General features: G+C 72.9%; 4 protein-coding genes. 1 reads left to right on the top strand and 3 read right to left on the bottom strand.

From position 1 onward, the window contains the following. Together FKN01_RS24565 and FKN01_RS24570 are read right to left on the bottom strand one after the other, a co-directional pair. Positions 1 to 8,187: non-ribosomal peptide synthetase (locus tag FKN01_RS24565; protein WP_143624173.1), on the bottom strand; the 8,187-nt coding region annotated here is incomplete at its 3' end. Positions 8,188 to 8,672: 485 nt separating this feature from the next. Next, a complete protein-coding gene (locus tag FKN01_RS24570) occupies positions 8,673 to 10,028 on the bottom strand; it encodes a helix-turn-helix domain-containing protein (protein WP_143624175.1) in 1,356 nt (451 codons plus the stop codon). 315 nt (positions 10,029 to 10,343) lie between these two features. Here FKN01_RS24570 and FKN01_RS24575 point away from each other — a divergent pair, with 315 nt between their 5' ends. Further along, positions 10,344 to 10,538: a hypothetical protein gene (locus FKN01_RS24575; protein ID WP_143624177.1), complete on the top strand. Its 195-nt coding sequence runs from the start codon at positions 10,344 to 10,346 to the stop codon at positions 10,536 to 10,538. A 75-nt stretch (positions 10,539 to 10,613) separates the two neighbouring features. Here FKN01_RS24575 and FKN01_RS24580 read toward each other — a convergent pair whose 3' ends face one another. Further along, a complete protein-coding gene (locus tag FKN01_RS24580) occupies positions 10,614 to 13,733 on the bottom strand; it encodes an AfsR/SARP family transcriptional regulator (protein ID WP_143624278.1) in 3,120 nt (1,039 codons plus the stop codon). Between the last annotated feature and the right edge of the window lie 25 nt (positions 13,734 to 13,758).

A 13,758-nucleotide genomic window follows, 5' to 3' on the forward strand; every position in this document is an offset into this window, starting at 1 on the left:
CTTGGGCCGGCCGGTGGAGCCGGAGGTGAACATCACGCACGCCACGTCGTCACCCGTGACCGGCACACCCAGGTTGCCGTCCTGCCCATCGGCCGGGGCCCCGCCGCCGCACGAGACCGCACCCCAGGGGCCCTGCACGCGCTGCCCGAGGCCGTCGTCCGTGACGAGCAGGCTGATCCCCGCATCGTGCGCCGCGGAGCGCAGTCGCTCGTCCGGGAAATCGGGGTCGAGCAGGGTGTAACCGGCGCCGGTCTTGAGTACGGCGATGAGCGCGGCGGCGAAGGTGGCGTTGCGTTCCAGGAGGATGCCGGCGAGGTCGCCCCGGCCGAGGCCGCGCCCACGCAGCTCGCGCGCCCAGCGGTTGGCCGTGGCATTCAGCTCCGCGTACGTGATCCGCTGGTCGCCGTCGATGAGTGCGACGGCCTCCGGGGAGCGGGCGGCCTGCTCCTCGAACCGCGCGACCAGCGAGGCGTCGCCGATCTCGGCGGTGGACCCCGCCCACGGCCCGAGGATCAGCCCCCGCTCGGCTGCCGACAGCACCTCGACGTCGCCGAGGCGCGCCTCCGGGTCGTCCAGCACCTGGCGCAGCACCGTTCCGAGCACGGTCACCATGCGCTCCACGGTGGACCGGTCGAACACGTCCTCCGCGAAGACCACCGCCCCGTGCAGGCTCCGGCCGTCGTCCGACCGGAGCAGGAACTCCAGGTCGAACTTGGCCGAACCATTGGTCAGCCCCCGCACCTCGGCCGTCCGGCCACCACCGAGCCCCAGCACCGGGGCCTCCCCTGCCTCCAGGGTGAGGCAGATCTGGAAGAGGGGGTGGCGGGCGAGTGTGCGGGTGGGGTTGAGGGTGTCGAGGACGAGGTCGAAGGGGGCGTCCTGGTGGGCGAAGGCGTCGAGGTCGGTGGTGCGGACGCGTTGCAGGAGGTCGCGGAAGGTGGGGTTGCCGGAGGTGTCGGTGCGCAGGACAAGGGTGTTGACGAAGAATCCGACGAGGTCGCGGAGTGCTTCGTCGGTGCGGCCGGCGACGGGTGAGCCGATGGCGAGGTCGGTGCCGGCGCCGAGGCGGGTGAGGGCTGCGGCGAGCGCGGCGTGCACGACCATGAAGGGGGTGCACCCCTCGGCCCGGGCCAGCTCCCCGACACGCTCGAACAGGCCGTCATCCAGGGCGACTTCGACCTGACCGCCCCGGTGCGAGGCCACCGCCGGACGCGGGCGGTCGAGGGCCAGCCCGTGCTCCTCCGGCAGCGCGTCCAACGTGTCCCGCCAGAAGTCGAGTTCGCGGGAGAGCACACTGTCCGTGTCCTCGGCCGAGCCCAGCACCCGCTGCTGCCAGACCGCGTAGTCCGCGTACCGCACCGGCAGCGGTTCCAGGACGCTGCCGGTCGAGCCGGCACACCGGGCCTCGTAAGCCCGGGACAGGTCATCGAAGAAGACACCGGCTGAGCGGCCGTCCGTCGCGATGTGGTGGAAGAGCAGGAACAGGACGGAGTGCCCGTCTCCGAGGTCGAAGAGGGTGGCCCGCAGCGGGTTCCCGGTCCTGAGGTCGAACCGGTGCCGGGTGGCCGCGTCCAGGTCCCCGTCCAGCGATGCCGGCGTCGACGGCCGGCGCTCGATGACGACCCGGGCCCCGGCGGCCGGCTGGACGCGCTGCCGGGGCTCGCCGCCGCCCGTCGTGAACACGGTGCGCAGCGGCGCATGGCGCTCCACGACATCGTTCAGCGCGGCTTCCAGGGCGTCGGCGTCCAGGGGGCCTTCCAGACGTACGGCCATCGGCACGTTGTACGCGGTGCTCCCGCCGTCCAGCTCGGCGAGCAGCCACAGCCGGCGCTGGGCGAACGAGACCGGACTGTCCGGACCGTCGCCCGCTTCTCCGGCGACCGGGGGCGGCAACGCGGGCCGCCCCTTCAGCGAGGCGATGTGCAGCGCGAGGCGTGCGGGAGTGGGGTGCTGGAACACGTCCCGGATGGTCAGCCGGACGCCCAGCACATCGGCGAGGTGGTTGGTGAGGCGGGCCGCCAGCAGCGAGTGCCCGCCATGGGCGAAGAAGCTGTCGTCCACCCCCACCGGCTCCGAGGTCCGCAGCACCCGGTTGAACAGGGCGGCCGTCACCTCTTCCAGCTGCGTCTGCGGCACACGCTCGGTGCTCGCCGCCGTGACCGGTTCGGGCAGTGCGCGTTTGTCGATCTTGCCGTTCGGTGTGAGTGGGAAGCGGTCGAGTGGGGTGAGGTGGGCGGGGACGAGGTGTTCCGGGAGTCGGCCGGTCAGGTGGTGTCGGATGTCCGCGGGGTCGGCGCTGGTGACGAGGTAGGCGGAGAGCTGGTCGTGGTGTTTGGTGACGAGGGCTTGGGTGACTTGTGGGTGGGTGAGGAGTGCGGCTTCGACTTCGGCGGGTTCGATGCGGAAGCCGCGGATTTTGATTTGGTGGTCGGCGCGGCCTTCGTAGTGGAGGTGTCCTTCGTGGTCGAAGTGGGCGAGGTCGCCGGTGCGGTAGAGGCGGGTGCCGGCGGGGCCGTAGAGGTTGGGGACGAAGGTGGTGGCGGTGAGGTCGGGGCGGTTGAGGTAGCCGTGGGCGAGGCCGTCGCCGGATATGTACAGCTCGCCGGTGGCACCGGGTGGGCAGAGCCGCAGCGCGGTGTCGAGGACGTAGAGCGGCTTGTTCACCAGCGGGGTGCCGATGGGAATCACGGTGTGCGGTGCGTCGGCGGGCTCGATGGTGTGCGTCGTGGCGTAGATCATTGCCTCGGCCGGCCCGTACCCGTTGACCACCTCGATGCCCGGCCTGGCGCTGTGCAGCTTGTGTACGTGGACGGGCGAGGCAGCCTCCCCGACGGTGTAGGCCGTGGTGACCGAGGCGAAGGTTTCCGGGTGCTCGTCGGTGAGGTAGTTGAAGAGGCTGGCCGACAGCAGCAGCGTCGTTACGCGGTGCTTGGGGGCCAACTCCGCGATGAGCGAGGGTTCCGGCTTCTGGCCGGGTTGCAGGACGACTCGTGCGCCGTGCAGCAGCGGGCCCCAGAATTCGAGGCTGAAGGCGTCCCAGGAGATGGGGGAGGACTGGAGGTACACCTCGTCCGGGCCCGTGGGGAGGTAGCTCTGCCCGACGAGCGTCGACACGAGATTGCGGTGCGAGGAGACGATGCCCTTCGGCCGGCCGGTGGAGCCGGAGGTGAACATCACGCAGGCGAGGTCATCACCCTGGATCGGGACGCCCAGGTCGGTCGCGTCGTGGTGGGCCACATCCTCCGGGCCCTCGGTGCAGGTGGTCCAGGTTCCGGGGAGGCGGTCGGCGAGTGCGGTGTTCGTGACGAGGTGGCTGATGGCGGCCTCGGTCGCGGCGGAGCGCAGTCGCTCGTCGGGGAAGTCCGGGTCGAGCAGTACATGTCCGGCGCCGGTCTTGAGTACGGCGATGAGCGCGGCGGCGAAGGTGGCGTTGCGTTCCAGGAGGATGCCGGCGAGGTCGCCCCGGCCGAGCCCGCGCTCCCGCAGGTGGCGGGCCCAGCGGTTGGCGGTCCCGTTCAGCTCCGCGTACGTGATCCGCTGGTCACCGTCGATCAGCGCGACCGCGTCCGGGACCCGTGCCGCCTGCTCCTCGAAGCGCTGCACGAGTGACACGTCCTCCCGGTCGGCCACCTCCCCGGCCCACGCCCCGAGCAGCACCTCCCGCTCACCCGCCGACAACACCTCGACGTCGCCGAGGCGCGCCTCCGGGTCGTCCAGTGCCTGGCGCAGCACCGCTCCGAGCACGGTCACCATGCGCTCGACGGTGGACCGGTCGAACAGGTCCTCCGCGAAGACGACCATGCCGCGCAGCCCCTGGCCGTCGTCCGTGCGCAGCAGGAACTCCAGGTCGAACTTGGCCGAGCCGTTGGCGAACGTCTGTACGGCTTCCGGTCGCAACCCGGCCAGAGCGAGCACCGGTGTGCTGGTTTCCAGGGTGAGGCAGATCTGGAAGAGGGGGTGGCGGGCGAGTGTGCGGGTGGGGTTGAGGGTGTCGAGGACGAGGTCGAAGGGGGCGTCCTGGTGGGCGAAGGCGTCGAGGTCGGTGGTGCGGACGCGTTGCAGGAGGTCGCGGAAGGTGGGGTTGCCGGAGGTGTCGGTGCGCAGGACGAGGGTGTTGACGAAGAATCCGACGAGGTCGCGGAGTGCTTCGTCGGTGCGGCCGGCGACGGGTGAGCCGATGGCGAGGTCGGTGCCGGCGCCGAGGCGGGTGAGGGCTGCGGCGAGCGCGGCGTGCACGACCATGAAGGGGGTGCACCCCTCGGCCCGGGCCAGCTCCCCGACACGGGCGAACACGTCGTCACCGAGATCGACGGCCACCTCACTGCCCCGGTGCGAGGCCCGGGCGGGGCGCGGCCGGTCCAGGGGGAGACCGTGCTCCTCCGGGAGCTCCTTCAAAGCTCCCTGCCAGAAGTCGAGTTCGCGGGAGAGCACGCTGTCCGCGTCGTCGGCGGCCCCCAGCACCCGCTGCTGCCACACCGCGTAGTCCGCGTACCGCACCGGCAACGGCTCAAGCGCGCGTCCCTCGGCCCCGGCGACTCGTGCCTCGTACGCACGCGCCAGGTCCGTCACGTACACCTCGCACGACCGGCCGTCCGTGGCGATGTGGTGCAGCACGAGGACCAGGTGGTGCGTCGTGTCGTCCAGCCGGAACAGGGTGACGGAGACGGGCAGTCCGCTGCGGAGGTCGAAGACATGGCGACCCGCCTCGGCCACCGCGCGGTCCAGCTCCCCGGCGGTCACCTCGCGGTGCTCCAAGCGCACCCGCGCCGCGGCGGCCGGGAGAATGCGCTGCAGCGGCTCGCCGTCCACCGTTTCGTACTGGGTGCGCAGGGGCGCGTGGCGCTCGATGACGTCGTTGAGCGCGGCTTCCAGGGCGTCGGCGTCGAGGGGACCTTCCAGACGTACGGCCATCGGCACGTTGTACGCGGTGCTCCCGCCGTCCAGGTCCGCCAGCAGCCACAGCCGGCGCTGAGCGAACGACATGGGGGCCAGTCCCTCGCTCGGCCCCTCACCGGCGGACGGCGGAGGCAGTGCCGGAAGGCCCTTCGTCGCGCCGACCTTCTCCGCGAGCCGCGCCGCGGTCGGGTTCTCGAAGACGTCCCGGATCGTCAGCCGGACGCCGAGAACCTGCGCGATCCGGTTGGTGAGGCGGGCGGCGAGGATCGAGTGCCCGCCGTGGTGGAAGAAGTCGTCATCGATCGTCAGCGTGTCGGGCGCGTCGAGCGTACTGGTGAGGAGGCCCGCCAGCGTCTCTTCCAGCAGGGTGCGTGGGGCGCGACCACCCGACGACACCGTGACCGGTTCGGGCAGTGCGCGTTTGTCGATCTTGCCGTTCGGTGTGAGTGGGAAGCGGTCGAGTGGGGTGAGGTGGGCGGGGACGAGGTGTTCCGGGAGTCGGCTGGTCAGGTGGTGTCGGATGTCCGCGGGGTCGGCGCTGGTGACGAGGTAGGCGGAGAGCTGGTCGTGGTGTTTGGTGACGAGGGCTTGGGTGACTTGTGGGTGGGTGAGGAGTGCGGCTTCGACTTCGGCGGGTTCGATGCGGAAGCCGCGGATTTTGATCTGGTGGTCGGCGCGGCCTTCGTAGTGGAGGTGTCCTTCGTGGTCGAAGTGGGCGAGGTCGCCGGTGCGGTAGAGGCGGGTGCCGGCGGGGCCGTAGGGGTTGGGGACGAAGGTGGTGGCGGTGAGGTCGGGGCGGTTGAGGTAGCCGTGGGCGAGGCCGTCGCCGGATATGTAGAGCTCGCCGGTGGCACCGGGCGGGCAGAGCCGCAGCGCGGTGTCGAGGACGTAGAGCGGCTTGTTCACCAGCGGGGTGCCGATGGGGATGACAGCGTGGGGCTCGTTGGAGGGCTCGACGGTGTGCGTGGTGGCGTAGATCATCGCCTCGGCCGGCCCGTACCCGTTGACCACCTCGATGCCGGGCCGGATGGTCTGCAGCTTGTGCACGTGCGCCGGGGACGCCGCTTCGCCCACCGTGTACGCGGTCGTGACCGAGGCGAAGGTTTCGGGGTGTTCGTCGGTGAGGTAGTTGAACAGGCTGGCCGACAGGAGCAGCGTCGTTACGCGGTGCTTGGGGGCCAACTCCGCGATGAGTGAGGGTTCCGGCTTCTGGCCGGGTTGCAGGACGACTCGTGCGCCGTGCAGCAGCGGGCCCCAGAATTCGAGGCTGAAGGCGTCCCAGGAGATTGGGGAGGACTGGAGGTACACCTCGTCCGGGCCCGTGGGGAGGTAGCTCTGCCCGACGAGCGTCGACACGAGATTGCGGTGCGAGGAGACGATGCCCTTCGGCCGGCCCGTGGAACCCGACGTAAACATGACGCACGCGAGATCGTCGCCCCGGACCGGCACACCCAGATTGCCCGTGTCGTGGTGGGCCACATCCTCCGGGCCCTCCACACACGTCACCCACTCGCCCCGCAGGCGGGCCGCGAGCCCCGCGCGTGTGACCAGGTGGCTGATCGCGGCCTCGTCCGCCGCCGACCGCAGTCGCTCGTCCGGGAAGTCCGGGTCGAGCAGCACATGTCCGGCGCCGGTCTTGAGTACGGCGATGAGCGCGGCGGCGAAGGTGGCGTTGCGTTCCAGGAGGATGCCGGCGAGGTCGCCCCGGCCGAGGCCCCGCTCCCGCAGGTGGCGGGCCCAGCGGTTGGCCGTGGCGTTCAGCTCCGCGTAGGTGAAGGTGTGCTCACCGTCGATCAGCGCGACCGCGTCCGGGACCCGTGCCGCCTGCTCCTCGAAGCGCTGCACGAGTGACACGTCGTCCCGGTCGGCCACCTCCCCGGCCCACGCCCCGAGCAGCACTTTCCGCTCATCCGCCGCCAGTACGTCCAACTCCGCGACGCGCCGAGCGCCCGGTTCCACGGCCCCCGCGTCCGTCTTCGTGGCAGCGGTCAGGAAGGCGACGAAGCGGTCCTGGTGCGCCGCGACGGCCTCGGGGTCGAAGCCCTCCACCGGCGTGTCGAAGTCGATCCGGAGACCGTCCGCCGCGCCCAGGTCGTACACGGCGACGCTGAGGTCGTCCACCGGGCCGTTGCTCACGTTGTGGTTCACCGTGGGGTGGCCGCACACCGTGAGGTCCGCGTTGAAGCCCATGATGTTGAGCACCGGGCCCGTCAGCCGGCGCCCCCCGGTGAGCACACCGGCGTCCCGGCGCAGAGCCTCATACCGGGTCAGCTGGTGCCGCAGCCCGTGCTTGACCTCGGCGGACACCGCCCGGACCAGGCTGCCCAGGGTCTCGCCGGCGCCCACCCGGAGCCGCAGCGGCACGACGTTGGACGCCATGCCCGGGGTGCTGCGCGCGGTCTTCGTGGTGCGGCCCGCCACCGGCAGCGCGAGCATCAGCTCGTCCTGCGCGGTGACCCGGTGCAGGTACACCGTGAACAGCGCGACCACCAGGACGGGCCAGGAGACCCGCTCGGCCCGTGCGACGGTGCGCAACCGGTCCGCCTCCGTCGCCGGCACCAGGACCGTGCGCCGGGCGAAGGGCAGCGCACCACGGGACGAGGCCGCCCGGCCCGTGCCCCGGACGAGACTGGGCGCCGCCTCCGGAGCACCGCTCAAGTGCGCGAGCCACGCGGCCCGTTCGGCGTCGGCCGCGTCGGAGCACCGGAAGGCGGCGTCCTCCGCGTGCAGATCGGCCAGCCGCCCGAACGGGGAGTCGCCCCACGGCTCACCGGCGACCGCCCGCTGGTACAGCTCGACCAGCCGGTGCAGCAGCATCGACACGCTCGCGCCGTCCACGAGCAGGTGGTGGAAGGCGTAGACGTAGAAGAAGCGGTCCTCGGCGATCTTGATCAGCGCGCACCGGACCGGCGACTCGCGGGTCAGATCGAAGGGCGCCCCGACCGCCGCGTCCACCAGGCCCCAGGCCGTGCGCTCCGGGTCGGCCTCGCCGCTCACATCGGTGTACGCGAGCGCCCGGTCGCCCGGGCCTGCGTCGATCAGCTGCCACACCTGCTCCCCGTCGTCCTCGAAGCAGCGGGTGCGCATGACGTCCGCCTCCACCACGAGGCGGCGCCAGGCGGCGGCCATCAGCGCCGGGTCGACCGGGCCCAGGATGTCCCGGCACTCGGCGACGTTGTACTTCAGACCGGTGGGGTCCAGGGCGTGTGCCGTCCAGATGTCGCGCTGGGCCTCCGAGAGCGGCAACCGGGAGGCGGCCGGAGCGGGTGCGACGGTGGCGTCGGACGGCATGAGGTCTCCTGGGGGAAGCGGCGGGAGGGGCGGGGCAGTGCCATACAACCGCCGGGGCCGGGCGGCGAGCGGCAGTTGTTCCGGCGGTAGGGCCAGCAGTTCGCCGGTGCGGCGGCAGTCGAACGGCAGGCGGGAGACCGCGCACCGCCCAGCACCGGCGCCCGGGGCGGCACCCGCGCCCGCGCGGGCACCCGCCGGTGCGGAGGCCGATCCGGTCCTTGACTCCGCGCGGCACGCGCGCCTGCGCGGCACTCGCCGGTGCGGAGGCCGATCCGGTCCCTGACTCCGCGCGGCACTCGCGCCTGCGTGGCACTCGCGCCTGCGTGGCACTCGCGCCTGCGTGGCACTCGCGCCTGCGCGGTACCCGCGCCCGCGCGGCCCCCCGCCGGTGCGGAGGCCGATCCGGCCACCGACTCCCCGCAGCACCCGCGCCGCGCGCGGTACCCGCCCGTGCCGCCACACGCGCCCGCCACACGCGACCGTCGTCACACCGCAGCCGTCGTCCCCGCCGCAGCCCGCACCACGCACAGCACGCGGAACGCCGAGCGCCCCCCGTCCGCACTGGTCCGGATCACGCCGCCCACCAGCAGTTCGCGGATCAGCCGGCCGCACTCCGGCAGCGGGCGGCCGGTGAGCCGCACGACGTCCTGGAAAAGGAACTCCCCGTCGCCCACCTCGCCCAACTCCCCGATGAGCGACCGGTACGGGGCGGGCAGCGAGGCGAGCGCGCGACGCACCCGAACCTGGAGGCGGGAGCCGTCCGGGCCGCCGGCCAGGTGGTCGAGGAGCGGGGCCGGGTCGGAGTCCACGATGTTCCGCAGGGTGGACAGGTCGCACACGGTGAGCCAGGAAGCGGCGGCACCGAGCGCCGCGGGGTGGCCGTCGAGGCGGTGGCAGATCCAGGCCACATCCGCGAGCGCCCGCTCATCGGGCACGATGTCCGGCCGGACGCGGCGGAGCTGGCTGAGGAAGAAGCGTACGGCCGGCGCGTCCGTGTGTCCGGCCGCAGGGTCCGGCGCCTCCAGCGGGGAGAGCAGGAACAGGCGTTCACCGGGCACGTTCCAGGGCCGGTCACCGGTGATCAGCAGCCGCAGGCCCGGGAACATGCGCAGAAGCCTGCTCAGGCGGCCGAAGTCCAGGTCGGCGGTGTCGACGCCGTCGAGGACGAGCACGACGGCGCCGCGTACCGAAGGGCCCCCGTCGTCGTCGAGGCCGGCCAGCGCGTCCGCCAGTTCGGGCAGCACATCCCCGGGCACACCGCCGCCCCGCAGGAACCGGGCGCACTCGTCGGCGAGCCGGGGCAACGGGTCGTCGTCAGCGCGCAGGCAGTCGGGCGCGGCGCCGTCACCGTCGTGCCACAGCACCGGCAGCCCGGCCTCGTGCAGCCGCGCGGCCGCTTCCAGGGCGAGCCGGGTCTTGCCCACACCGCTCAGCCCGACGACGGTCACCAGCCGTTCGGCGCCGGACCGGAGCTCCTCCACGAGGACACCGGTCTCCGCGTCGCGCCCGACGAGCGGATACAGCGGCACGGGCGGTGCGGCCCGCTCCACGGACAGGCGCCGGACATCACCGTCCGCCCGGGGCCCGCGCCGGGCCGCGGCCTCCAGCGCGGCACGGGCCCGGGGGCCGAGTCTGAGTGCGTCGGCGATGAGCCGCACCGTATCCGTCCTGGGCCGTTGGGCCTTCCCCTTCTCCAGGTCCCGGATGGCCCGCACGCTGATGGTGGACAGATCCGCCAGCTCCCGCTGGGTCAGGCCGATACGGAGCCGGTGGCCGCGTATCAGGGAACCGAGCGCGGCGGTGGTGACCGGGGTGTCCTGCGGGGGAGGGCTGAGCGTCATGGAAGGACTCCTGCTCGTCGGGGAATGAGCGCCCCGGAAGCGGCTGCGGGCCGGGGCGCCGGAGGGACGGCTGTCGTGCCTTGCTGCTGCCCGGGATCCTCCGCGCGCGCCCTATCCGGGAGGCATCGCGCGCCCAACGCCGCCACGGGGCCGGCCCGCCCCTCCGGGATAGCCGACCGGACTGCCGCGCGGGCAGGCGATAAGGGATGCCGGACCGTGATAGCGGGGGGATAGGGGCGGGGGCGGTGCCGTGAATCCGCCCGTTCCTAACTTGGTGCCCACAAGGAAACGGAACACCGACGAAGGGACAGTCCGATGAACAAGAACACCACCGCCCGCAACGCCCTCCGCGCCGCCATCGCCACCGCCGCGGTCGTGATCGTCACCGGCATCGGCGTCCAGGTGGGCTGGGCCGACGACACCTCCGGCACCGGCACCCAGCCGACCGGCACCAGCAGCACCCCCACCCCGGGCTCCACCGGCTCCACCGACAACAACCCCTGGGACTGACCCCGCCGGGCGCCCTCCGCGCCCCGCCCACGGCCCGCGAGGGCCAGGACGGTGACGATCAGCCGCCCACAGGACTCAGCCGGCGCCCAACAGCCGACGGGTCTCGGCCAGTTCCCGCTTCATGCCCCGGCTCGCGAAGACCTCCACCGCGGGGGCCAGCAGTTCCCGGGAACGCCCCGGCTCCTCCTCGCTCAGCAGCCGCGCCAGATCGAGGCGGGCCAGAGCGCCACCGCCGAAATCCATGATCTGCTCCCGGGCCGCGACGGCCCGGTCGAAGAAGTACCGCGCCCGGTCGGGCCGCCCCATCAGCACGAACGCCTGACCGAGGTCCCGCAGCAGATGCCCCTCGCCGATCACATCACCGGAATCCCGGCACAGCTCCAGGACCTCCGTGAACGTCAGCACCGCGAGATCCAGCTCACCCCGCTCCAGCCGCAGCTGGCCCACCCGGCGCAGGGTCCGCGCCCGGCCGCCCAGGTAGCCCACCCCGTCGTATATCTCCAGAGCCTCGTCCAACTGCGCCTGCGCCGCGTCCGTCTCGCCCCGGCGCATCCGGATGTGGGCGCTCTGCGTCAGCACGATCGCCCGCCCCACCACGTCACCGGCCCGGTCGAAGTCCGCCAGGGACCGCTCGTAGAGCGCGAGAGCGGTGTCGTCGTCCCCGTTCGTCCGCGCGATGAGCGCCATGTCGCGGCGGCACAGCGCCTCGCCCTGCGGTTCGTCCAGCGCCTGGAAGACGTCGAGCGCCGAACTCAGCGCCTGGCGCGCCATGTCGAACTCGTTGCGGCTCATGTACAGCGAACCCAGCGAGGCCCGGACGGCGGCGGTGCCCCGCAGATTTCCGGCCTTGCGCACGGCGGCCAGCGCCCGTACGTGGGTCTGCTCCCACAGGTCGTAGTGGCCCCGCACCTCGAACAGCGTCACCAGGGTCGTCGCCAGATTCCAGCTGACGTCGTGCAGGCCCTCGTCGGCGGCGTGCTCCACCATCCCGCACAGGGCCGCCTGCTCCGCGTCGAACCAGGCCAGCGGGTCCGCGAGCAGCTCACCCACGCACGACGGGGGCGGCGCCCAGCGCGGGGCGTCACCGTGCAGGACGGTGAAGTCACCGCCGTACACCTTGCGATGCGCCTCCTGCGCCAGATACATCCAGCCGCCCGCCATCCGCACGAGCGCGTCCCGGCGCAGCTCCGGCGCGTCCTGCGCGGCCAGCTGCTCGCGCGCGTAGACGCGGATGATCTCGTGGAACTGATACCGGTAGCCGCCGGTCCGCTCCACCCCCACCACATCCAGCATCTGCATGTCGACCAGCGGTTCCAGCAGGTCCGACGGCACGGGACGGTCGTCCTCCAGCAGCGCGCCCGCCAGCCAGTCCGGCAGCGTCGGAGTACGCGCCATGGACAGCAGCCGCAGCAGCCTCCGGTCGTCGGGCACCAGACCGTTGTACGTCAGCGACAGGCTGGCGCGCATCGTCATCTCGCCGTGCGCCAACTCGTCCAGCCGGTGGCGTTCGTTGGCCAGCCGGTGCACCATCGACGCGAGCGTCCAGTGCGGGCGGGCGGCCAGCCGGGCGGCCACGATCCGCAACGCCAACGGCAGCCGCCCCACCGTACGCACCAGGGCCTCGGCCGACGCGGCTTCGCCCTCGACCCGCTCCTCCCCGATGATCCGGGACAGCAGTTTCAGCGCCCGGTCATCGTCCAGGACGTCCAGCTCCACGCGATGCGCGCCCGGCAGGGCCGTCAGCCGGGCCCGGCTGGTGACCAGGACCGCGCAGTCCCGGCTCCCCGGCAGCAGCGGCTGCACCTGGCTCTCCGACGCGGCGTCGTCCAGGACCACCAGGAGACGGCGGGAGGCCAGGCGGGTGCGGTACATCTCCGCCCGCTCGTCCAGCGAGTCCGGGATCAGCTGGCCCGGGATGCCCAGGGCCCGCAGGAAGCGGCCCAGCACCTCCGTGGTGGTGGCCGGAGTGCCGGTGCCGCGCAGATCGCAGTACAACTGGCCGTCCGGGAACCCCGTCTCCGCGAGCCGGTGCGCGAGATTCACCGCGAGCGTCGACTTGCCGGTGCCCGGCTTCCCGGTGATCACGGCCAGCCCGACCGCCTTGCGCTCCCGGCCGCCGGCCAGCGCCTTCTCCAGCGCGGCGAGCTGCGTCTCGTCGGCCACGAAGTCCGAGGTCGCGGCTGGCAGCTGCTGCGGCCGGGCGTCGTGCGGCTGCGGTTCGACCGGGGCGGCGGGGGAGTCCTGGCCGGCCCCGGGTGCCGGGCGCGCGTCCGGGGCACCGGTGGGGATGCCGGTCTCGGTGCGGCCCGTGCCGGTACGGGCGGCGCCCGCGCTGCCGCCATCGGCGCGCGGCACGGCGCGTCCGGTGCCCTCGGACGGCTGCCGGGGTGCGGCGGTCTCGGCGGCGCCCGCGCCCGTAACGGCCCCGTCGCCGCTTGACCGGGGCGTCTGCGCCCGTACCGGCGCGGGCAGTTCGCCGGCCAGGATGGCCGCCTCCAGCCGGCGCAGCTCCCGGCCCGGTTCGAGCCCCAGTTCCTGGTCGAGGATCCGGCGCCCGTCCCGGAACGCCTCCAGCGCCTCCGCCTGCCGGCCGGACCAGTACAGGGCGCACATCAGCTGGCCCCGCAGTCGTTCCCGCAACGGGTTCTCGTGCGTGAGCAGTTGCAGCTCACCGACCAGCCGGTCGTGCCGGCCCAGCTCCAGCTCCAACTGCATCCGCAGCTCGACGGCGCTCAGCCGCTCCTCGTGGAGCCGGCGCGCCTTGTTGGCGAGCGGGCCGCTGTCCAGGCCGGTCAGGGAGTCCCCCTGCCACAGCGCCACCGCGGACTTCAGGAGCGCCACCGCCTTCTCCGACTCGCCCTCGTCGCGGTGCCGCCGGGCCATCGCGACCAGGCCGGTGAAGAGCAGTGAGTCCACGTCCCCGGTGTCCACGTGCAGGACGTATCCCGGCGGGCGCGTCGATATCGACACCGTGCTGTCCGCCCCGGCCAGGAGCTTCCGCAGCCGGGACACGCAGATCTGCACCTGGGTGCGGGCGGTCTCCGGCGGGTTGTCCTCCCAGATGAGGTCCACCAGGTAGGGCGTGCTGACGACCCGGTTCGCTTCGAGCAGCAACGCCGCGAGGATGACCTCCTGCCGCCCGGGCGGCACCCGCAGCGGACCGTCCTTGCCGCGCACCTGGAGCGGACCCAGCAACTGGAAGGGAGGTCTCGCCGCGCCC

It is taken from the genome of Streptomyces sp. 130, from assembly GCF_007096885.1.
Classification (GTDB): Bacteria; Actinomycetota; Actinomycetes; order Streptomycetales; family Streptomycetaceae; genus Streptomyces.

What these genes read in the sequence shown, in the direction of transcription:
- FKN01_RS24570 (WP_143624175.1), bottom strand. Translation starts at nt 10,028, where the DNA reads ATGACGCTCAGCCCTCCCCCGCAGGACACCCCGGTCACCACCGCCGCG.
- FKN01_RS24575 (WP_143624177.1), top strand. Translation starts at nt 10,344, where the DNA reads ATGAACAAGAACACCACCGCCCGCAACGCCCTCCGCGCCGCCATCGCC.